General features: G+C 30.8%; 22 protein-coding genes and 1 pseudogene. 13 read left to right on the top strand and 10 right to left on the bottom strand.

Going from position 1 to position 22,389, the window contains the following annotated elements:
• Positions 1 to 103 precede the first annotated feature (103 nt).
• From BUA99_RS00845 to BUA99_RS00830, 4 genes are read right to left on the bottom strand one after another with little or no spacing between them, the layout of a single operon-like run.
• The gene (locus BUA99_RS00845) at positions 104 to 1,126 is read right to left on the bottom strand and encodes a COX15/CtaA family protein (RefSeq protein WP_072986971.1); all 1,023 of its coding nucleotides are present in this window, start codon (positions 1,124 to 1,126) and stop codon (positions 104 to 106) included.
• 50 nt (positions 1,127 to 1,176) lie between these two features.
• Positions 1,177 to 2,598 (bottom strand): CCA tRNA nucleotidyltransferase, encoded by a 1,422-nt coding sequence (locus BUA99_RS00840; RefSeq protein WP_072986968.1) that lies wholly within the window; start codon positions 2,596 to 2,598, stop codon positions 1,177 to 1,179.
• Positions 2,599 to 2,626: 28 nt separating this feature from the next.
• Positions 2,627 to 3,013, bottom strand: coding sequence for a GxxExxY protein (locus BUA99_RS00835; protein ID WP_072986963.1), 387 nt, complete (start codon positions 3,011 to 3,013; stop codon positions 2,627 to 2,629).
• A gap of 56 nt (positions 3,014 to 3,069) precedes the next feature.
• Positions 3,070 to 3,630: an L-threonylcarbamoyladenylate synthase gene (locus tag BUA99_RS00830; RefSeq protein WP_072986960.1), complete on the bottom strand. Its 561-nt coding sequence runs from the start codon at positions 3,628 to 3,630 to the stop codon at positions 3,070 to 3,072.
• Positions 3,631 to 3,792: 162 nt separating this feature from the next.
• Here BUA99_RS00830 and BUA99_RS00825 point away from each other — a divergent pair, with 162 nt between their 5' ends.
• On the top strand, positions 3,793 to 4,092 hold the full coding sequence (locus tag BUA99_RS00825; RefSeq protein ID WP_072986957.1) for a hypothetical protein: 300 nt from the start codon (positions 3,793 to 3,795) through the stop codon (positions 4,090 to 4,092).
• A gap of 423 nt (positions 4,093 to 4,515) precedes the next feature.
• Here BUA99_RS00825 and BUA99_RS00820 read toward each other — a convergent pair.
• Positions 4,516 to 4,644, bottom strand: a pseudogene (locus BUA99_RS00820) (Sua5/YciO/YrdC/YwlC family protein); the annotation flags it as partial.
• A 69-nt stretch (positions 4,645 to 4,713) separates the two neighbouring features.
• On the opposite strand from BUA99_RS00820, the gene BUA99_RS00815 reads away from it, so the two are divergent.
• From BUA99_RS00815 to BUA99_RS00805, 3 genes are all read left to right on the top strand, one after another.
• Entirely contained in the window at positions 4,714 to 5,670 is a 957-nt protein-coding gene (locus BUA99_RS00815; RefSeq protein WP_072986955.1) for a WaaS/CpsH family glycosyltransferase, read from the top strand.
• Positions 5,671 to 5,765: 95 nt separating this feature from the next.
• On the top strand, positions 5,766 to 6,869 hold the full coding sequence (locus BUA99_RS00810) for a glycosyltransferase family 4 protein (RefSeq protein WP_072986953.1): 1,104 nt from the start codon (positions 5,766 to 5,768) through the stop codon (positions 6,867 to 6,869).
• Between the two features lie 29 nt (positions 6,870 to 6,898).
• Complete coding sequence (locus BUA99_RS00805; protein WP_084673441.1) at positions 6,899 to 7,720, top strand: polysaccharide deacetylase family protein; 822 nt, start codon at positions 6,899 to 6,901, stop codon at positions 7,718 to 7,720.
• Positions 7,721 to 7,865: 145 nt separating this feature from the next.
• Here BUA99_RS00805 and BUA99_RS00800 read toward each other — a convergent pair whose 3' ends face one another.
• Positions 7,866 to 8,936 carry a glycosyltransferase family 4 protein gene (locus BUA99_RS00800; RefSeq protein ID WP_072986952.1) on the bottom strand — a complete coding sequence of 357 codons (1,071 nt, stop codon included), beginning with the start codon at positions 8,934 to 8,936 and terminating at the stop codon, positions 7,866 to 7,868.
• A gap of 234 nt (positions 8,937 to 9,170) precedes the next feature.
• Between BUA99_RS00800 and BUA99_RS00795 the strand changes: the two genes are divergently transcribed.
• On the top strand, positions 9,171 to 9,935 hold the full coding sequence (locus BUA99_RS00795) for a lipopolysaccharide kinase InaA family protein (RefSeq protein WP_072986943.1): 765 nt from the start codon (positions 9,171 to 9,173) through the stop codon (positions 9,933 to 9,935).
• Positions 9,936 to 10,009: 74 nt separating this feature from the next.
• On the top strand, positions 10,010 to 10,825 hold the full coding sequence (locus BUA99_RS00790) for a glycosyltransferase family 2 protein (RefSeq protein WP_072986940.1): 816 nt from the start codon (positions 10,010 to 10,012) through the stop codon (positions 10,823 to 10,825).
• Positions 10,826 to 10,831: 6 nt separating this feature from the next.
• Here BUA99_RS00790 and BUA99_RS00785 read toward each other — a convergent pair whose 3' ends face one another.
• Both BUA99_RS00785 and BUA99_RS00780 read right to left on the bottom strand, forming a co-directional pair.
• Positions 10,832 to 11,890 carry a glycosyltransferase family 9 protein gene (locus BUA99_RS00785; RefSeq protein WP_072986937.1) on the bottom strand — a complete coding sequence of 353 codons (1,059 nt, stop codon included), beginning with the start codon at positions 11,888 to 11,890 and terminating at the stop codon, positions 10,832 to 10,834.
• A gap of 131 nt (positions 11,891 to 12,021) precedes the next feature.
• Positions 12,022 to 12,861, bottom strand: coding sequence for a 2,3,4,5-tetrahydropyridine-2,6-dicarboxylate N-succinyltransferase (locus BUA99_RS00780; protein WP_072986934.1), 840 nt, complete (start codon positions 12,859 to 12,861; stop codon positions 12,022 to 12,024).
• 432 nt (positions 12,862 to 13,293) lie between these two features.
• On the opposite strand from BUA99_RS00780, the gene BUA99_RS00770 reads away from it, so the two are divergent.
• The 3 genes from BUA99_RS00770 to BUA99_RS00760 all read left to right on the top strand — a co-directional run bounded on the left by BUA99_RS00770 (position 13,294) and on the right by BUA99_RS00760 (position 15,592).
• Complete coding sequence (locus BUA99_RS00770) at positions 13,294 to 13,512, top strand: type II toxin-antitoxin system RelE/ParE family toxin (protein WP_072986931.1); 219 nt, start codon at positions 13,294 to 13,296, stop codon at positions 13,510 to 13,512.
• Positions 13,513 to 13,574: 62 nt separating this feature from the next.
• A complete protein-coding gene (gene ruvX / locus BUA99_RS00765) occupies positions 13,575 to 13,991 on the top strand; it encodes a Holliday junction resolvase RuvX (protein WP_072986927.1) in 417 nt (138 codons plus the stop codon).
• 107 nt (positions 13,992 to 14,098) lie between these two features.
• Positions 14,099 to 15,592, top strand: coding sequence for a malate:quinone oxidoreductase (locus BUA99_RS00760; protein WP_072986924.1), 1,494 nt, complete (start codon positions 14,099 to 14,101; stop codon positions 15,590 to 15,592).
• A gap of 62 nt (positions 15,593 to 15,654) precedes the next feature.
• Here the strand turns inward: BUA99_RS00760 and BUA99_RS00755 are convergent, their stop codons facing one another.
• The gene (locus tag BUA99_RS00755) at positions 15,655 to 17,862 is read right to left on the bottom strand and encodes an FUSC family protein (protein ID WP_072986921.1); all 2,208 of its coding nucleotides are present in this window, start codon (positions 17,860 to 17,862) and stop codon (positions 15,655 to 15,657) included.
• Between the two features lie 195 nt (positions 17,863 to 18,057).
• Between BUA99_RS00755 and def the strand changes: the two genes are divergently transcribed.
• The 4 genes from def (at position 18,058) to BUA99_RS00735 (ending at position 21,615) form a co-directional block, all read left to right on the top strand.
• Entirely contained in the window at positions 18,058 to 18,645 is a 588-nt protein-coding gene (gene def / locus BUA99_RS00750) for a peptide deformylase (RefSeq protein ID WP_072986918.1), read from the top strand.
• A gap of 79 nt (positions 18,646 to 18,724) precedes the next feature.
• On the top strand, positions 18,725 to 19,213 hold the full coding sequence (locus BUA99_RS00745) for a DUF5606 family protein (RefSeq protein ID WP_072986916.1): 489 nt from the start codon (positions 18,725 to 18,727) through the stop codon (positions 19,211 to 19,213).
• 78 nt (positions 19,214 to 19,291) lie between these two features.
• Positions 19,292 to 20,065, top strand: coding sequence for a nucleoside triphosphate pyrophosphohydrolase (gene mazG / locus BUA99_RS00740; protein ID WP_072986914.1), 774 nt, complete (start codon positions 19,292 to 19,294; stop codon positions 20,063 to 20,065).
• A gap of 101 nt (positions 20,066 to 20,166) precedes the next feature.
• Positions 20,167 to 21,615 carry an APC family permease gene (locus BUA99_RS00735; RefSeq protein ID WP_072986912.1) on the top strand — a complete coding sequence of 483 codons (1,449 nt, stop codon included), beginning with the start codon at positions 20,167 to 20,169 and terminating at the stop codon, positions 21,613 to 21,615.
• Between the two features lie 10 nt (positions 21,616 to 21,625).
• Here the strand turns inward: BUA99_RS00735 and BUA99_RS00730 are convergent, their stop codons facing one another.
• Positions 21,626 to 22,306, bottom strand: a complete 681-nt coding sequence (locus BUA99_RS00730) for a Crp/Fnr family transcriptional regulator (protein ID WP_072986910.1) — start codon at positions 22,304 to 22,306, stop codon at positions 21,626 to 21,628.
• Positions 22,307 to 22,389 lie beyond the last annotated feature (83 nt).

Raw genomic sequence — 22,389 nt, 5'->3', positions numbered from 1 at the left:
TTGGTAATCAAGTAACTGTGACAATATAGTCCGTTTAAATTATTTTTTTGAATTTGTTCACTAAAGTATTTAATTTACTTCGTTTTCAAATCATTTATCGCTTTTACTTAGACAACCGATGCAATGTAAAAGTCATCGCTGTTAGCAGTAAGAAAGCCATGATTTGATGAACAAGGCCTAACCATAAAGGAACGCCGTATATCAAAGTAAAAACACCCAAGGTAAATTGTAGAAAGACAAAAATAAGTAGCGTACTTACCCCAACCTTTTGTAAATTGTTAAGTAGGTATTTTCTACTTCTAATAAATAAAGCTACTATTAGTCCTACTACAAAATAAGCCATTGTTCTATGAACAAACTGGACACCACTTTTGCCTTCCACTAAATTTAGAAAAAGTGTTTTTTGTTCAATAAACACGCTATCGTGAATAAACTGTCCGTCGCTCATCAATGGCCAGTGATTGTGTATTAAACCTGCATTTAAACCCGCAACAAAACCACCATAAATAATTTGAGCAATCAAAAATACTAATGATACTCGCGCTAAATTTCTCAAAGGTACAATTACTGTTGTTCTTTCTGGGTAAATTAAATCTAAAGCCACCCATAACGTGTATGCAAATGTGATAAAAGCAAATGTAAGGTGAATAGCTAATCTAAAATGACTTACATCAGGCATGTCTTTGAGACCACTAGCGACCATAAACCATCCTAAAAAACCCTGAAAAGCACCCATTCCTAGCAGTATCAAACATTTTTTTATCGTGGATCGATCTAATTGTTTTTTTATTAAAAAATAGACAAACGGAATAATGAATACAAGACCAATAATCCTACCAATTAAACGGTGAAACCATTCCCAAAAGAAAATAAATTTATAATCCTCTAATTGAAAATCTTTATATTGATTTACGAGTAGATATTCTGGATATTTCTTATATTCTTCAAAATATTCAATCCATTTTTCTTGCGACATTGGTGGAAAAGTGTCATTTATTAAGTGCCAGTCGGTCATTGATAAACCGGAATTTGTTAAGCGTGTAATTCCACCTACAATAACCATTATGAACAATAGTAAGCATCCTGATAATAGCCAAAAGATTACGTAGAAATTCTGTTTTTTCATTGTTATGATTAATTTTTGCAAAGATATTTCAAAACTGTTAATTTTATAATTCAACAAGCGTTAATCTTTAGCCCAATCTTTGCTGCTCTCTTTATCATAAATTGATAAGCTGCTTGGTATTCGTTTGCAATTTCACCTTCTAAAATTGCCTCTTTAATTGCTTCTTTTAAAATTCCAATTTCTTTGGAAGGTTTTAGATCAAAAAGAGTCATAATTTCCTCTCCTGATATAGGTGGCTGAAAATTTCGCACTTGATCTCGCTCTTCTACTTCAATTATTTTTTTTCGAACAATTTCAAAATTACTATGGTATTTTTTAAACTTACTTGGATTTTTAGTGGTGATATCGGCCTCACATAATATCATTAAATTTTCAACATCTTCTCCAGCATCAAACACTAATCTTCTTACCGCAGAATCCGTAACCATTTCTTGTGATAAGACGATTGGCCTTGAACTCATCATAACCATTTTTTGTACAAATTTCATTTTTTGATTCAATGGCATGTGTAAGCGTTCAAATATTTTTTTAGCCATTTTTCCTCCTAAAAATTCATGACCATGAAATGTCCAACCCTGTTTTCTAGTAAAACGTTTAGTTGGTGCTTTTCCGATATCATGAAGTAAAGCGGACCAGCGTAACCAAACATCATCTGTATTTGGACAAATATTATCTACTACCTCTAGCGTGTGATAAAAATTATTTTTGTGAGTGTGACCTTCAATTTCCTCAACATTGTTTAAGGCAGTTAATTCAGGCAAGATAAGATCTAAAAGCCCCGTTTTATAAAGTAATAAGAATCCAACGGAAGGTTTATCAGTTGAAAGAATTTTATTTAATTCATCTACAATCCGCTCTCCAGAAATGATTTTAATTCTTTCTGCGTTTCTGGTAATTGAATTCAATGATTCAAATTCAATTTTAAAATTTAGTTGTGTTGCAAACCGTATACCACGCAGCATGCGTAAAGGATCGTCAGAGAAAGTAATATCTGGATTTAAGGGGGTTTTCAGCGTTTTATTCTCAATATCAATTAGTCCATCGAAAGGGTCAATTAAATCTCCATAAGTACTTTTATTTAAAGAAAGAGCCATGGCGTTGATAGTAAAATCACGGCGATTTTGGTCATCTTCTAGCGAGCCGTTTTCAACAATTGGATTTCTACTATCTTGTTTATAGCTTTCTTTTCTTGCTCCAACAAACTCAATATCGATTTCTTTATAGCGTAACATGGCTGTGCCATAATTCTTAAAAATTTGAACTTTAGGTTTGTTTGGCAGTAATTCAGCAACTTTTAAAGCTAATTCGATTCCGCTACCAACTGCGACAATATCGATATCTTTTTTAAAGTCTCTTTTCAAAATTAGATCCCGCACAAAACCACCAATTACGTAACTTTCTAAATTAAGTTCTTGAGATGCTTGAGCGATGACTTCGAATATTTTATTATTTAAGGCTTGCTTGTAATTCATGCTTTTTTTACCGCAGATTCGCAGATTTTTATTTTATTGTTCTCACAATTCTTTTATGTTCAAGAGATGATAAATTGAAATTCACTAAAAACGCTAATTCATTTCCTGAAACTTTTAAATAATTTATACATTGATTGTAATGCGCATTATTAAAACATTCTACCGTTTTAATTTCAAGTATGATTCTATCGTAAACAACAAAATCTGCATAAAATTTATGTTTTAAAACCGTTTCTTTGTAATTAACCGAAAATTCTTTTTCTCTCTGATAAGGAACATTATTTATTTTGAATTCATATTCTAATGCATCTTTGTACACAATTTCTGAAAAACCTTTCCCAAGGCTTTTATGAACTTCGAATAAAAGACCAATAATTTTATAAGATTCCTCTTTGTATAAATATTCTTCAGTCATAATTAAAATATATTATTTTAAAAAAAATCTGCGAATCTGTGGTGTTATACTTATAATTATTTTCTTATAATCTTCACCTGATTATCCAACGAAAGTTTAATTATTGTCGACGGTTTTCCGCCTATTTTATCGCGCTGCAAATTTACAATATAGTCCACGCCTTTTAAAATTTCAGGACTAATTTCTTTAAAACTTTTTGGAGTAGGTTTCCCAGAAATATTTGCCGAGGTCGACACCAACGGTTTTTTTAATTTTTCCAGTAATTTAAAACAAAAAGGCTCTTTTACTATCCTGATCCCTAAAGTATTGTCTGTGGCGATTAAATTTGCAGCAACATTTTTTGGTTTATCTAAAATTAAGGTAGTAGGGTTTTCGGATAATTCAATTATTTGCCAAGCCACTTCGGGAATTTCAGTAAATACATTGTGCATCATTTTATCGCCATTCATCAAAACAATCATGTTTTGTGACTCGGCTCTTTTCTTGAGTTGATAAATTTTAGCAACAGCTTCAGCATTAGTTGCGTCACAGCCTATTCCCCAAACAGTATCGGTTGGATAAAGAATGATGCCGCCTTCTTTGATGATGTCGTAAGCTTTAAGGATTTCGTCGTTCATTTTTAAAATGTATTAAAACGGCAAAGATAATTCAATTAATATGTAAATCGAAGTGATTCATGTGAGAGGATTTTCTAAATTGCTTTCTATGTTAAATTGGTACATTTTTGTATCATTTTTTTATCCATGTTTACATTATTAATGAACAAAATCATATCTCTCATGATACCAACAATTGAACAATACGAAGAATTTACAGAAAAATTACCAAGATTAATGCGTGATTCTTATTGTAAAGCGGATTTTTTTTTAGAAAAGCTAAACTTAAAATACTCTAATATCTATCGTAAATTAAAAGATAAAATTTTTTCATTGGCTGAAGTAAAGATAATTACCCAGATATTGTTTTCTGAACAAGTTTTAATGAGTAATTTAAAAAAATCTGAAAAGGATATATTGGCAGGTAGAATAGAAAATCATGATGATTTTATGGAAAGATTAAAAATGAAGTATAATGTTTAATTTTACTGGATTCTAGCGATTATCCCATATTTCAGAGATATAAACTGTATTATTAAGTGTTTTATTAAATAAATAAGTTTGCTCGGAAAGAAGTAAATAACGATATTCGATATTTATATAAACTTGACCAATATCGTTAAACTTTGATATGTTTTCATTTTTTTTTTTTTGAATCGATCATGAATTGTACCATTGTTACATGCGAAAATTTTGTTAAAAGATATTCAAGTAATTCGTCATACTTTTTAGCCGCTGTATTGGTCCAAATTATTTCCATAACCTAAACTATTTTATATATTTTTGATTTCAAATAGAAGATTCAATTCTAATTATTTTAGCTAATATACCGATAATTAATTGAATTTATTGGAACATAAAGTTGCTGGATTTGAATTGTGTTTCTTCACTTTATTAGTAGCGTTAAAAAATTTCTGCAACTTTTTCTAGGTTTGTAGCATCACAACCAATTCTCCAAACAGTATCAGTTGGATAAAGAATGATGCCACCTTCTTTGATGATATCGTAGGATTTAAGGATTTCGTCGTTAATCATTTTAAAATCTTGAATTGTTAAATAACTTTCTATTTTTGTGCAGTGTATTTATTCACAAAGATAAATGTTATGACAAAAATTAAAAAAATCGCAATTATTGCAACCCACTCTTTTGGTTACATTGATTTTATTATTGAAAAATTAAAGATAAATGAAAGTGTGGATTTAACTTATATTGACATCGATTCAATTGCTTTTTCATATAAAAATATTTTTGAAAGACTTATAAATCTTTTCTCAAAAGTTATTTCGTCAAGAAATTTAAAAGATAAAAATAGAACGGATTATATTACCCGCTTAGTAAATAGTAAAGGTGTTTTTGATCAAATATTAATCATTCGTCCAGATAAACTAGAAAAAGAAGCTTTAACTTTTCTTCGTAAAAATGGTAATGAAATGAGTTGTTATTTATTTGATGGTATTGAAAATTATAAGGATCAGAAAAAAACGCTACATTTTTTTGATACCATTTTTAGTTACGATAAAAAAGATGCAAAGAAGTATAATTTCATTTTTTTAACAAACTACATATACGATGTTACAGTTAAAGAAAGTAAAGAGAAGCAGCTAGTGTTCAATATATCTTCTTTTGACAAAAGATTTGTGTTTTTAGAATTAATGGCAAATTATTTAGAAAGAAGAAATATTACATTTCTTTTTATGGTTAGGAAAGGATTAGAAAGCACACAGGGTAAATGTACTTTTATTAAAAATTATTTATCAATTTCAGAGGTTAAAAAGCACATCTTAGAAAGTAAAATTTTACTAGATGTACAAAGAGAAAATCAGCAGGGCTTGAGCTTTCGTATTTTTGAGGCTTTAGGATACCAAAAGAAAATAATTACTAACAATATTGATATTGTCAACTACGATTTTTATAATAAAAACAATATTTGGGTTGTGTCAGAAAGTAATTATGAAATTCCTAATTCATTTTTTGAAACAGAATACGTTCCAATTAATGATGGAATATTACATAAGTACATGTTAGCCTGTTGGTTAAAAACTATTTTTAAAGTAGAATAATGAATAAAAATATATTGCTTTTAAGTACTTTTTAAGTTGTGTAGAATTACAAAAAGAGTATTTTTACTTCGTAATTAATTGATAAAAACACGTAGATGAGAGTAATACATTTTACAGCTTCAAAAGTTTGGAGAGGTCATGAACAAATGATTATTGATATTTACGAGTCTTTTAGAGATAATAGTTTAGCTGAAGAGCAATTAATCATTTGTCCTATTGATTCTGAAATTTTCCGCATTGCAACTTGTAAAAATTTGAATGTTCATGGTTTTAGCTACAAATCAGAATATGATTTAAATTTTGCAAAAAAGCTTCAAAACTTGACAATGCATTTTAATGCAAATATTATGCTCCTTCATAATAGTAAATCACATACGTTAGCAGTCTTATCAGCGTTGTTTTTTGGTTTGCAAATTCCATTAGTGTTGTTTAGAACGTTAATCAAAAATATTGGTACTAATTTTTTAAGAAAATATAAATACAACTACGAAGGAATAAAAAAAATTATTTGTATTTCTGATCCAGTGCTCGAAATCCTTAAATATTCTATTAATAACCATAGTAAATTGACCGTGGTAGGAAGTGTAGTTGACACCGCTAATTTTATGTACAAAAAGAAGGTTAGTTTTCTTCATCAAGAATTTAATATCCCTTTGGACTATAAAATCATTGGTAATGTTTCAGCTTTTTGCAAAGTTAAAGATCATTACACCTGGATAAATACAGCGGCAGAACTTCATAAAAGAGGTCTAAAAGCAAAGTATGTGCTAATAGGTGACGGCCCATTAGAAAATGAAATGAAAGAATATGCAAAATCTAAAGGCTTAGAGAATGAAATTATTTTTGCAGGATTTAGAAATGATATTAATAAATGTCTCCCAGAATTTGATTTGTTTTTATTTACCTCTAGTAATGAAGCTACTGGCGGTGTAATTCTTGAAAGTTATGCTTGCAATGTTCCTGTTGTTGCGGCAAGAGCAGGCGGAATCCCAACTATTTTAATTGATAACGAAACTGGTCTCCTTGCAGAAGCTGGTAATGCAGAAGATTTTGCAAATAAAGTAGAAAAGTTGATTTATAATAGTGCAATGCAGGAAAAATTTACAATAGCAGGCTCTAACTTTTTAATGACAACTTCAACACGTGAGATTATTGGCAAAAAAATACTAACTGTTTTAAATGAAGTTTTAGTTAAGTAGTATTTACTTATTAGTACCACAAATAAATTATGATTTACTTTTTATCAACTTTTGTTCTGCTATTAATAGCGTTTTTTGTTTTTTTAAATTTTCAGTTCAAACTGCTTTTTGAACCTTCCAACAAGTTGCGAATTTTAGAATATCATTCTATTTCAGTGAATGGCTTTGAAGATCAAATTACCATTAGTAAAGAGCGAATAATAGAGCAATTTGAATATTTAAAAGCAAATAACTACACTACACTTTGGCTTTCAGAAGTGGATGAGTTTAAAGTTAAAAAACTTCCTTTACCACCTAAATCAGTAGTGCTTACATTTGATGATGGTTTTGCAGATAACCACACTGAACTGTACCCTTTGCTGGTGAAATATAATTTTAAAGCAGTTTGTTTTGTTGTACTAGGTAGGATAGGTCAACAAGCAGATTGGGGCGGAAAATTCGTTAGTGAAAATATGATGATGATGAACAAGCAACAATTAAATGCGATAGGTTCGCGCATCGAACTTGGATATCACACGTTCAAACATGATAATTATGCCTCTTTCTCATTGGAAGAAATTGAAAAGGATTTACAACTTTGTCAAGAAGTAATCAAAAAGGAACAGTTAAGTATTTTCCCTGCATTAGCCTATACTTACGGAGGTTACCATAGAAAAAAGGGAATTAGACAAGATAAATTCTTTCAAGTTTTAGAGAAGTATGGAATAAAATATGCCTTAAGAATAGGAAACAGAATCAATATATTTCCATTCAAGAACAATTATTTAATTCAAAGAATTGATATTAGAGGGAAAGATTCAATAATGGATTTCAAGAAGAAAGTCATTCTAGGACGTAAAAAAATCTTTTAAGTTTGAATGTTTTATTTAAGTCATAGGAACAATTTATACAGCATTTATTTGTCTCAACTTAATCACTCATAAGACATTAGTTTTACAAAAAATAGGTAAAGTTTAAAACTTATATGATTAAAACAATGAAATTATTTCCTTCTAATTACTTAAGTTGCTCTTTGTAAACTTTTAAATATTCATTTGCTGCTATCTTCCAATCGAAACTAGCTGCTCTTGCTTTTAGTGATTTTTCTATATTTTCTTTATTATTAAAAAAGTGATTTATACCATTTTCAAATACATTTTTCATATCCTCAGGATCAAAATTATCCCAGTAGTATGACTGGTCTCCGCCAATTTCAGGGAGAGAAGTTCTATTAGCTAAAAATAGTGGCTTTCCAAACTGCATCGCTTCAATAGGAGGAAGTCCAAAGCCTTCACGCAGCGATGGAAATACAAAAGCATGACATTTTGATAAATAGTATTGCTTTGCAACTTCATTTATTTTACCAGTTAGAAAAACACGGTGTTCTAATTTATTATCAATAATAAATTTTTCAATCTCTTTGCCATATCTAGTATTGTTGTTTCCTGAAAGAATTAAATTATACTGTTTAAGGTAGAGCATCATTTTGACGACAGATAGAAAATTTTTTCTTTCTAAAAAATTACTTATTGAGTAAAGAAATGGCCTTTCAGTTGGGAATGGTGAAATAAAAGATGTTACATCTAAGATTGTAGATATAGGATTTCCATTCAAAATTACATATTCTGGAATATTAGGAATGTTGAAATAGTTATGTGTTTGTTTTTTAGCGTATTCCGAAATGTATGTTATCGCAGTGGCTCTTTCTAATTTTTTAAGAAAAAGTTTATTGACTTTGTCATCCATGTTAGTAGAGACCTCTTCCACAAAATTCACATCATGAACAGTTAATACATATTTATTACTGCGATATGGTTCTATTTTAGAGTTCTGATTCATGGAATGCCACAAGTCATAATGTTTTCGAGTTCGAAGAAGTGGTAATCGAGACAAATCAGTATATCTATTATACATAAACTTACTTCCAAATTCTGCAGCGAGTTCTTTTGGACGACTATAGTTTAAACATAGCGCTAAATTATCTAATTCTATTTGAGAAAAACCTTTAATTAACTCATAATTAAAAGTACCAAATCCAGTTGATTTGTTTTTAAGGTTGTGTGTTTCTAAAAATACAGTTTTACTCATATTTAGTAGTTTGATTCTATTATCTAGAGTTTTGATTTGTTGAGTTTATGTATGTGAAAATGCTCATTTATTAAGTAGACTTTAAATTAGTAAGAAGGTTTAATCATTAATTATTTATTTTTATCATTTAGAAATTAGAAAATATTTTAAAAAAACTGCAATTAAAAGACGTTTTTAAAGACACTCAGAAATCAATTCGCTATTTTTGTAACCTAACGATTCAGTAGATTATTCATGTTAATAACAGTCAATTCTAATTTCAAAGAAAAAAAAGATGCAATATTAAAGATCATTGCAAATTTTAGTACAAGTGGTTTTCTTTTTGGCGATGGACAACGTAATAAGATAAAATTGTTCGAATTAGATGAAAAAACCATAAATGTTAAATCTTTTAAAATTCCAAATGTTATTAATCAAGTAGCATATAAATATTTTCGAAAATCCAAAGCACGAAGATCTTTCGAGTACGCTAATAATTTATTAAATAAAGGTATTGGAACTCCTCAACCTGTAGCTCATGCAGAAGATTTTACAGTATTTGGGATCAAAGAGAGTTATTATATTAGCGAACACCTTGAAAGCGATTTAACTTTTAGAGAACTAGTGCAAATTCCTGATTTTCCTGATCACGAGAATATTCTCAGACAATTTGCTCAATTCACATTCGATTTACATCAAAAAGGAATTGAGTTTTTAGATCATTCGCCTGGAAATACACTCATAAAAAAAGTTTTCGACAATCAATACGATTTTTTTTTAGTTGATTTGAATAGAATGAATTTTCACGATAGCATGGATTTTAATAGGCGAATGAAAAATTTTAGTAGGCTTACGCCAAAGAAAGAAATGATTTCCATCATGAGTAATGAATATTCAAAATTATTTGGATCTAAAAGTGAAGATGAGATTTTTGAAAAAATGTGGTTTTTTACAAATGATTTTCAAGAAAAATTCCAACGAAAGATAGCGAGAAAAAAGAAATTGCTTTTTTGGAAATAAATTCTAATTCCTTCATGATAATTTCAATCTTAATATTTCCTAAAACCTTAATAATTCGTCATCAATAAACTTTTATGAAAGCATCTGTAATAATTAGTACTTATAATGCTGAAGAGTGGCTCGAAAAAGTCCTTATTGGATTTAGTATTCAAATAGAAAGTGATTTTGAAATTATTATTGCTGATGATGGTTCAGGCCCTAATACTAAAAAGCTAATTGATAGTATGAGGACTAATTTTTCTATTCCTATAGTTCATGTATGGCATGAAGATAAAGGTTTTCAAAAAACGCAAATTTTAAATAAAGCGATCATAAAATCGAACTCTGAATACCTAATTTTTACTGATGGAGATTGTATTCCGAGAAACGATTTCGTTGCCATTCACCTCCAATTTATGCAAAAAGGCTTTTTTCTATCAGGCGGGTATTTTAAATTACCCATGTCTGTTTCAAATTTAATTACTAAGCATGATATTATTTCACAATCTTGCTTTGACAAGGAATGGCTGATAAAACAAGGTTTAAATAAATCAGTTAAAAATTTAAAGTTAACTGCTTCTCCAATCAGAGCTAAAATTTTAAATGCTTTAACGCCAACAAACGCAAGCTGGAATGGCCATAATTCGTCCGGATGGAAAAGTGATTTGATTGCTATAAATGGTTTCAATCAAGAAATGCAATACGGAGGCGAAGATAGAGAGTTAGGAGAGCGATTAATCAATATGGGACTGAAGTCAAAACAAATTCGTTATAGCGCGATATGTATACATTTAGATCATAGTCGCGGTTATGTCAATGAGCAAGCATTGGCAAAAAATAAAGCAATTAGAAAGTCTACCAGGGAGAATAAAATAATTATAACGGATAGAGGGATTGATTCAAGTCTTTAAGAAACTTTAATTTTTCTTTAAAAATACTTTCAATTTTGGTAAAATAAGTTGAGGTAGAAAAGATTTGTATAAGTTTTCAGCGTTATTTTTCATTTCCTTGGGTGATTTATCTCCGTATAACTCTGGTTTAAAGTCTTTTAAATGAACCGAAATATTGGAAGTTTCATTTTCGAATGAATTCCATGCTTCTTTAATAATCCAAGTTGAAAATATTGTAAAGGTAGGTTTAATAATCGCCTTTGCCATATTAATTGCACCACCTTCATTACCTATTAGTCCATCACAGTGATATAAAATAGATAAAAAGGATCTAATATCAGTAGGCACCACATTTAGGTTTATAGCAGCTTTTGTTTCAGTTGAACATAAATTAAAAATCTTTCTAGCTTCTTTTTCTTGATTTGGCATGTAATTAAATAGTAAAATGGACTGAGTTTCTCTTACAATTTCATCTAATAAAGTCGCCATGTAATCAAAAGGATAAGTTTTGTTTTCGCCGCTACCTAAAACACTGATCATGTATATTTTTTTTGAAAAATCGACATTGTTCTTTTTAAGGATAGCCTTACCATTTTCAATTTCTTGGTCGGTTAAAAAGATTTTTGGTTTATTGATAAGTTCAATACTATTTCTTAAGTTAGATAGTAAATTAAGTCGGTTTTCAATTGCAGTTCCAGCATTAGTAATTGGGTTAGAGATTTCTTTCACCGTGTCAGTATAAATAAAACTTGTATACGATTTGTAAAACCCAATTCGAATTTTAGCAGCGCTAAAAGCGACAACTAAATTACTCTCGAGTTTACCATAAGCGTCAATTACAATATTGTATTTCTGTTTTCGTAAATGCAATAAAAACTTTAAAAAAGCTAGTTTACTCTTACGGTATTTTTCTTCAAATAAAATAATATTATCAATATCAGGGTTGTTTTCTAAAACCGGAAGCGTAAAAGGATAAACTAAATAATCTACTTGACAATTGGGATATATTATTTTAATATTAGAACAGATTATACTACTAGTTAATACATCGCCTATCATCTTCTGTTGAATCACAAGTATTTTCATTTAAACTTTTTTTTATTGACTTTACAAATTGAAACAAAAAAACAATTTTTACGGAATAATGTAAATAAAAATTCCAAATAAAAATCGACTTAACAATTAGAATTTGGAATTATAGGATAAAAAACATTCAATTATACCGCTACGTCATATTCTCTCAACGCATTATTCAAAGAAGTCTTCAAATCAGTAGATGGTTTACGTGTTCCAATAATTAGAGCACATGGAACTTGGAATTCTCCAGCAGCAAACTTTTTAGTATAGCTTCCTGGAATCACAACAGAACGAGCTGGAACAAAACCTTTCATTTCTACTGGTTCGTCTCCGGTAACATCAATGATTTTTGTAGAAGCAGTCAAGCACACGTTAGCGCCTAGAACAGCTTCTTTACCCACATGAACTCCTTCAACAACAATACAACGAGAACCTATGAATGCACCATCTTCAATAATAACTGGTGAAGCTTGCAATGGTTCTAGAACACCGCCAATTCCTACACCACCACTTAAATGTACATTCTTTCCTATTTGAGCACAACTTCCTACTGTTGCCCAAGTGTCTACCATCGTTCCCTCGTCAACATAAGCACCAATATTGACGTAACTAGGCATTAAAATAACGCCGCTAGAAATGTATGCTCCATAACGCGCCACTGCATTCGGAACAACACGAATTCCTTTTTCTGCAAAGCCTCTTTTTAATAACATTTTATCGTGATATTCAAAAATTCCAGATTCCCATGTTTCCATTTTTTGAATAGGGAAGTACATCACAACAGCTTTTTTTACCCATTCGTTTACTTGCCAAGAACTTGTACTGAGCGAAGTCGAAGTATCGCCAACCGGTTCGGCTACACGTAATTTCCCAGAATCTAATAATTCAATAACTTCCCTAATAGCTTTTGTAGTCGTTTCTTCTTGTAACAAAGCTCTGTTTTCCCAGGCTTGTTCTATAATAGTTTGTAATGGATTCATTTTAGATAGATTTTTGACAAAGATAGGATTTTTAACCTATAGCAAAAAGCCGAATTAGTTTGAAAATGTTGCAAATTTAACTTGTCGCGTTTTACTTTTTATTAATGGCATAGAGGGAAGAGGCTAAAAAAACTGCAATTGGCATAAAAAGTGGAGCATTTTTTTTCAACTCTAAAATGTTTTATCTTTGTATGAGTAATAAATTAGTTATGGAAGCAATTAGATTAGAATTTCAACCAAAAATAAAAGCCAAAATTCTGGAGTTATTGAGTTCGTTTTCATCAGACGAATTGAAAATAGTTCAGTAAGATACTGATTTTGATGAAAACAAGAAAAAATTGGATCTTTCTTTGGCTAAGATAAAAAACGATACAGCTGAATGTTGCTCTTTGGATGAGTTGGATGAATTTCTTGAAAAGACTATTTCGGAATATGAAAATTAAAATCACTAAAGATTTTAGGTTTGATTTAGATAGCCAAATTAGATATATTTTGAAAGACAAACCTTTAGCGGCTAGAAAGTTCAAAATTGATTTAATAAAAAAGATAAGGAAAGATTTAAAGAATCCTTTTTATTTTAAGAAGTCTAGTTATTTCAACGATGAAAATATTAGAGATTATGTTTTCAAAGGTTACACAATTGTTTATTAAGTTGATAGTGGGCAAGAAATAATTTTCGTCTTCGGTTTATTAAACACAAACACTACTTATAAATGCCAAGAATTCTTTCCATAGATTACGGACAAAAACGCACCGGAATAGCCGTGACCGATGAAATGCAAATCATAGCGTCAGGATTAACTACAATTCCAAGTGCTACCGCAATAGATTTTCTTAAAGACTATTTTTCTAAAGAGAAAGTAGAAACAGTTCTCATTGGCGAACCCAAGCAGATGAATGGGCTACCATCAGAAAGTGCTTCCATTATAAAGGGTTTTGTAACACATTTTACCAATCATTTCCCAGATATGAAAGTGATTAGAGTTGATGAACGATTTACCTCAAAAATGGCTTTTCAATCGATGATTGATAGCGGTTTGAAAAAGAAACAACGTCAAAACAAAGCTTTGATTGATGAAATTTCAGCAACAATTATGCTTCAAGATTACCTGTCACAAAAAAGATTTTAAATTGAATTATAAATTAAATTTGAAAACTTCAATTCATACTTTTTAACAATTTAATGTTATGAATTTTTTGGTTTTATAAAGTATCTTTGTGTCTTAAATTTTTTGTCATGCCAGATACAACCATACGTACAAATAGCGATGTAATTCTTATAGGTGCTGGAATTATGAGTGCCACTTTAGGCTTAATCCTAAAAGAATTACAACCTGATATCACTATTGAAATTTACGAACGCTTAGACATTGCTGCAGCCGAGAGTTCTGATGCTTGGAATAATGCCGGGACGGGACATTCTGCTTTTTGTGAGCTCAATTATACTCCTGAAAGTCAAGATGGAAGTATTGATCCAAAAAAAGCCATTAGTATTGCGGAATCCTTTGAAGTTTCACGACAGTTTTGGGCTTATTTAGTCCAACAAAATAAAGTTTCCTCTCCTGAAAATTTTATAAAAAGTATTCCACATCTCAGTTTTGTTTGGGGCGAAAAAAATGTTACCTATCTTCAAAAACGTTTTAATGCCTTACAATTTAATCCGCTTTTTAAAGAAATGATTTTCAGTACTGATTTTAATGTATTGAAACAATGGATGCCACTGGTAATGGAAGGACGAAAAGAATCTGATACGTTTGCAGCTACTTCAATGAATATTGGCACCGACGTTAATTTTGGTGAATTAACTAGAAATATATTTGGATATTTAACTAAATTAGATGGTGTAACCATTCATTTTCATCATGAAGTTAAAAAGTTAAAACAGCGAGAAGATAGATCTTGGAGAATTAAAATTACTGATTTGGCTACTGGCCAAAAGAAAAAAGCCTATGCTAAATTTGTCTTTATTGGTGCTGGTGGAGGTTCATTACCATTATTAGAAAAAGCAAATGTCATTGAAGGCAAAGGATATGGAGGATTTCCTGTTAGCGGACAATGGCTTAAATGCATAAATCCTGATGTGATTGCAAAACATCAAACTAAAGTTTATGGTAAAGCAAGTGTTGGTGCTCCACCAATGTCAGTTCCACACATTGATTCCCGAATGATAAATGGTGAAAAGCAATTGCTTTTTGGTCCTTTTGCAGGTTTCTCAACTCGTTTTTTAAAAAATGGATCGTATTCTGATTTGCCGTTATCAATTAAACCAGATAATATTATTCCAATGATTGCTGCTGGTATTAAAAATATTCCACTTACGAAATATTTGATCGAGCAAGTGCGTCAGTCTCCAAAAGATAGAATCAATGCTTTAAAAGAATATGTTCCTGATGCTAAAGCAAAAGATTGGGTTTTAGAACGAGCGGGACAAAGAGTTCAAGTGATTAAGAAAGATGAGAAAGAAGGTGGAATTCTAGAATTTGGAACTGAAGTAATTACCACTGAAGATGGTTCATTATCTGTTTTACTTGGTGCATCACCTGGTGCATCTACTGCGGTTTCTATAATGATTGATTTAGTTGAAAGATGTTTTAAAGATCAATTTAAAACTGATCAATGGCAAGATAAATTAAAAACAATGATTCCTTCTTATGGAAATAAGCTAAATGATAATCCTGAATTACTAGCTGAAATCCGATATGATACGGCGAAAGTTCTAAAATTAAAGTAAAAAGTGAATACTAAAAAAAAGAGCATTAAAATTAGAAATATTCTACTTTTAATGCTCTTTTTTTAGTTAGTTTTTAATGTTTTTGTTGCTTTTACAATGTTTTCAGATAGATTTATTAGCCAAACTAATTGCTCAATAACTAACTGTGCCTCTTGCAATTTTAATTTAAAATCTTCTGTATTTGTATCTTCACCTTCCTTTAATTCTCGTTCTCGAATGTCTTTTAGTGCTGTAAAATGTAGTGCTAAATCTTTTTTAATGAAATTATCATCCAAATCTTTTTCATCTAAAATGGTGATCGCAATTTCTAAGTTGCTTTCAACGGTTTCAACGACAATATTGAATGCTTTTGAAGCTGTAGTTGTTTTATGAGATTGGATATATGTTCCCAGTGAGGCTAGCGAGGAAAGCAATGAATGATTAAGAACAACTAGCTTATAAATTTGTGGTAACTGTTTCTGTTTTGATTTAGGTTCTTGAGACATTCTTTGATAGGAAGCCATTAAATTTCCTATTTCTATAAAAGCATTTTTTCGTGCTAATCTATAAGCAGTGGGAATAGTTCCTTTTTTATTGTAAAACAGTGCGATTTCTTTTAAGTATTCTTGATTAGCCGCAATTGATTTTTTCAAATGAATAGGAGCATTTAAGAATTCCCACGTTGGAAATAGAAAGTGATTTGCTACAAATGCTAAAACTGCACCCACAAGTGTATCTAAAATTCGATATTGAACTAAATCGCTAATATTGGGCGTCAAAATTCCGTAGATAAAAACGACGTACATCGTGATAAATGTTGCACTTACTTTATAATTTATCTGGGTAAAAGAAAATCCCAGGAGCATGCAAAGAATTGCTAAGACACTAGTTATCCTATTGTCATGAACAAAATAGAGAATGCCAAAAGCTATTAAGCCACCAATAATTGTCCCAATCATTCTTTGAAAACTGCGCTCCTTTGTAAGGCCATAACTAGGTCTTAGAATAACTATGATAGTCAACAATATCCAATAAACATTTTGAAATGGTAAAAAAACACCAATAATAAATCCAAACAATAATGTTATTGTGAGTCGTAATGAATGTCTGAAAATTGCAGAAGAAAAGCTAAAATTCTGCGTCAAAGTGCTAAGAGGGTAATAATGAGGAGCTAAGAATTTCTCTAAATCTTTATCTTTACCTTTCAAATCCTCAGTTAAAGATTTTTGTGTAAAAGCGCGACTAATAATATTTATTTTCTCAACCTGTTTTTCAGCATATTGTAGCATGGTAGTTAACATCAAAACACCTTCTGATGCTGAATTTCTCTCTACTTGCGATTCATAATCAGTGATGGCATGATTTAAACTCGCCAAATCATTTATAAGATCGTACTTGGAACTATATATTTTTCTGTTTTTTAAACTTTTAGATAATTGCTTTAAATTAGCGGCTAGATTATAGGCTAAATTCTGATAAGTCAATAAAACCTTTGGGTGGTCATCAAATTTTTGATGTAACTTATTATGATCAAATGAGGTAGATAATGCTAGTTCAAGAATTTCAACTAACGAGATGAAAACGAGTAACATTTTACGATTTTGATTAGAAGATCCTGTCGTAATAGAACTTCTAATAAGTACTTCTCTTATGTTTTCGTGAATTGTATTTAATTCTACTTGAAGGTGTAATTGTTTCTCAATAATTAATTTTCTGTCGGCCTTTACAGTCCATAAGTCTCCACGTAATTTGAGATATTTTGCCGTAAGTTTAATACACTCTCCTATTTGTAATTCGATATAACGATTAGGTCTTACGTAATAGAAAATTAAGGAAATCAAAAGATAAAATAAACCACCAGCAAGAATTAATCCCGCATGCTCAACCATTGCCCAGCCTTCATTGATATTTGAAAAAGCCAACGAAATAGAAATTAAACCAGAAAAAGAAGTCATTGTCGCACGGTGCCCATAAACAGAAATCATAGACAGCATGAAAATTAAAAGAGCTAAAAAAGGATAAAAGATCCAATTGTAGGGAAATATTATGTTGATCGCTAAGTTTATGAAGGAAACTAAAAAAGCAGTAAATAAAACACCATTTACTTTATGCTTCAAACTACTAGGAATGTCACTTGGATAAGTAAAAAAAGCGCCTAAAGCTATTGTAAATCCTATTCTAAATTCCCCTAAGAGAGAAAACAGAACTACAGGGATGACCGCTGCCACCGTAACTTTTAAAGCATTAGTAAAATAAATGGAATCTATAAATTTTTTAGTTTTTTGTAGCATAATATAGTCTTACTGCAAAGGTAAGATTTGTATGAATTATATAAACAATTAATACAGCTCTTTTAACTTTAATTGTTAATATTAGCTAATAATGAACTAACGATTATTCATTGTCTAATTTTTTACTATTTTTGCGACCTGAAATAAATGGGAGGTAGTTCCTAATGTAGCAGTTAATATTTTAATGCAAGACTAATGATTTTACCAATTATAGGATATGGCGATCCAGTTTTAAGAAAAACAGGAGAAGTTCTTACACAAGAGCATCCCAATTTAAAGGAGACAATTGCTAATATGTATGACACTATGTATAACGCCTGTGGTGTTGGACTTGCTGCGCCTCAAGTAGGTTTAGCGGTGCGGTTATTTGTTATTGATACCACGCCTTTTAGTGATGATGAAGAGCTTGATGATGCTGAACAGAAGCAACTACAAGGTTTTAAAAAAACTTTTATCAATGCCAAAATGATAAAGGAAGAAGGTCCAGAATGGACCTTCAATGAAGGTTGCTTAAGCATTCCTGATGTTCGAGAAGATGTTTATCGAAATCCCACAATAACAATTGAGTATTGCGAAGAAGATTTTGTCATGAAAACAGAAGTTTTTGACGGCCTAATCGCAAGAGTAATCCAACATGAATACGACCATATTGAAGGGATATTGTTTACCGATAAAATTTCGTCATTAAAAAAACGTTTGATCCAGAGGAAATTAAAAAATATTATAGAAGGTAAAACATTCCAAGAATATCGAATGAAATTTTTTGGTAAAAAAGGCAGATAAGATTCTATACCACTTGGTATAATTTTTGGTTTCAAACAATAAAATAACAAATCAAATTTTTAATAATAATTAGAAAAACATGAATTTAGAAAAAATTTTAGCCATCTCTGGTAAACCAGGTTTATATGTATTACAAGTACAAACACGTACTGGATTCGTTGCAGAATCATTAGTTGACGGTAAAAAAATTACTGTTAATTTAAAAAGTAATGTTAGCTTATTATCTGAAATCTCGATTTATACTTATGAAGCAGAAAAGCCCTTGTCTCAAATCATGCAAACTATTGCCGATAAGGAAAATAAAGGACAAGCTATTTCGCATAAAGAGGACAACGCAACTTTAATTGCCTATTTCAAAGAGATTTTACCTGATTATGATGAAGAGCGAGTTTACCCATCAGACATCAAAAAAGTTTTAAACTGGTACAATATGCTTCAAGCAAAAGGCTTATTAGTAGATTCTGTTCCTGTTGCGGTTGATAACGAGTCAGTTCATGCTGATGCAAATGAAACTGAAGCTGGGGAAGTTGAAGTTCCAGCGAAAGTTGAAAAAGTCGCAAAAAAATAATCCTATAATTAATTATTTATAATCCTGTTCAGCTTTTTTTCTGAACGGGATTTTTTATTTTTACTAAAAATACTCGTTATGAATTCTAGACAAAACCAACTCCAAGCTTTTGAAAGATTATTGAACATCATGGACGATTTGCGTGAAAAATGTCCTTGGGACAAAAAGCAAACGATGCAAAGTTTGCGTCATCTAACCATTGAAGAAACTTACGAATTAGGTGATGCTATTTTGGATAATGATTTAAACGAAGTGAAAAAAGAATTAGGCGATTTACTTTTACATTTAGTTTTTTATGCTAAAATAGGAAGTGAAACTAATGATTTTGATATTGCAGATGTATGCAATGGAATTTGTGAAAAACTTATTCATCGCCACCCTCATATTTACAGCGATGTTGTTGTAAAAGACGAAGAAGAAGTGAAGCAAAACTGGGAAAAATTAAAGCTAAAAGAAGGCAAAAAATCAGTTTTAGAAGGAGTTCCAACAAGTTTACCTGCATTAGTAAAAGCGAGTAGAATTCAAGATAAGGTTAAAGGAGTAGGATTTGACTGGGAAGAATCACACCAAGTTTGGGATAAAGTGCAAGAGGAATTGGCCGAATTACAAGTTGAGGTTGCAGCGGGAGATCAGGATAAAATTGAGGCTGAATTTGGAGATGTATTATTCTCTATGATAAATTATGCTAGATTTTTAAAGGTAAATCCTGAAGATGCTTTAGAACGAACCAATAAAAAATTCATCAAGCGCTTTCAATATTTAGAAAGTAAAGCAGGTGAATTAGGAAAACCTTTAATGGACATGACACTAGCTGAAATGGATATTTTTTGGGAAGAAGCAAAGAAATTATAGTTCTCAGTTTTTAGGATTCAGTTTTAAGAGCCTAGTTTATAATAGTTAGACTAGCGAATCGATTAACAAAGCAGATAAAATAAATTAAAAACTAATTATCAATGTCAGAAAATAAAATCGAGTTAAAACGGTCTTTAGGATTAATAGATGCTACGAGTTTAGTTGCAGGATCAATGATTGGTTCGGGGATTTTTATAGTTACATCAGCGATGGCGCGAGACATTGGTTCTGCAGCATGGTTATTAGTAATTTGGATTGTCACAGGTTTAATCACCGTGGCAGCCGCCTTAAGTTACGGGGAATTAGCTGGAATGATGCCTAAAGCTGGAGGACAATTTGTTTACATTCAGCGTGCTTATGGTAGATTGATTTCTTTTCTATACGGCTGGACGGTTTTCACGGTTATTCAAACTGGAGTTATTGCTGCTATTGCAGTTACATTTGCTAATTATGCCGCTATTTTTTTCCCTGTTTTGGATACAACTCTTTTTAATGTTGGTCCAAGCTTCATTTTTTCATACCAAAAAGTAGTAGCTATTTTGAGTATAATTTTGCTGACCTATATTAACACCAAAGGTGTGGAAAGCGGAAAAACTGTTCAGTTGATTTTTACTTCAGCTAAATTAATTGCTCTTTTTGCACTGATAATTTTAGGGTTATATGTTGGTTTACAAACTAATATTTTATCTAATAATTTTGCAAACATGTGGGAAGCTAGTAAAACGGTTGTAAATCCTGATGGTACTATTACGGTTACAAAACTAGCAGGAATAGCACTTCTTGGAGCCGCAGGAGCAACAATAATTAATTCGCTTTTCTCTAGTGATGCATGGAATAATGTAACCTTTATTGCAGGTGAAATTAAAGAACCCAAAAAAAATATTCCTCGTAGTTTGTTTCTTGGAACTTTGATAGTAACTGTAATTTATGTTTTAGCAAATTTTGCTTACTTAGCTTTATTGCCAATGCAAGGAATTCCTAGCGTGAATGATATTAGCGGTAGCGGAATCATGTTTGCCAACAATGATAGAGTAGGAGCTGCAGCAGCTAGCATGATTATGGGAAATATTGGTGTTTTTGTAATGGCTGGATTAATTATGGTGTCTACTTTTGGTTGCAATAGTGGCCTAATTCTATCGGGTGGTAGATTGTTTTTTGCTATGGCAAAAGATGGACTGTTTTTTAAACAAGCAACGCAGCTGAACAAAAATCAAGTTCCAGCTAAGGCGTTATGGGTACAATGTATCTGGGCTTGTGTTTTATGTGTTTCCGGAAAATTTGGAGACTTACTGACTTATGCTACCTTTGCATCGTTAGTTTTTTATATACTAACGATTTTAGGAGTATTCATACTTCGGAAAAAAGAACCGAATGCAGATAGGCCGTATAAAGCTTTTGGATATCCAATTGTACCAGCAATTTATATAATTGTAACAACAGCAATTTGTTTTACGTTACTTATTTATGACACTTTCAATACTGGTTTAGGATTATTTATTGTTTGTCTTGGAATTCCAGTTTACTATTTTACGATGAATAAAAAGGAATAGCATGAATAATTTATTCTGATATCTTTTTAAGTTTATTCACATCTTTTAAAATTATCTTTTTTCCATTTAGTTCAATTAAATCTAATTTTTTAAATTCAGATAGTAAGCGAATGCAACTTTCAGTGGCAGTTCCAATTATACTTGCTAATTCGTCTCGAGAAAGTTGGACTTTCAAAGAATTATCTTCATTTTTCCCAAAAGTATCGTTTAAATACAATAGTGTTTCTGCTAATCGTTCTTTCACTGTTTTTTGAGCTAAATTGACCATGTGGTCATCTGCTTCCTTCAAATCACCACAAATTGTTTTCATCACGTTCATTGAAAACTGATTGTTTTTATCGAAAAATCTCATTACTTCTGTTTTTGGAATAAAACAAACCTCCATATCCTCAAGAGCAACTGCACTTAAATTTACAGGCTCTTCACTTATCATAGAACGTTGTCCTAGTAATTCACCTTTTGTAACCAGCTTAACAATGTGATCTTTGCCATTGCCACTAAGTTTCGTCAGTTTACAAACACCATCCTTGATACAATATATTCCATTTACATTTTCTCCTTCTTCAAATATAATTTCCCCTTTTTTAATAATATGTGATGTTTTACAACTAGAAACTTTTAATAATTCATCTCTAGTAAGTGCTTTCAATGAGCTAAGTTCTCTCACGATACATTGTTCACATTTACTCATAATTCATTTGTTTTATAGGTATTACAAAAGTACTTTTTTAATATGATAATTGTCATATTTTAGTTAACAATCGTTTAAGTACT

The organism is Flavobacterium segetis (assembly GCF_900129575.1).
Classification (GTDB): Bacteria; Bacteroidota; Bacteroidia; order Flavobacteriales; family Flavobacteriaceae; genus Flavobacterium; species Flavobacterium segetis.
The sequence above is the reverse complement of the archived record's forward strand: the minus strand, read 5'-3'. Positions and strand labels throughout refer to the sequence as shown.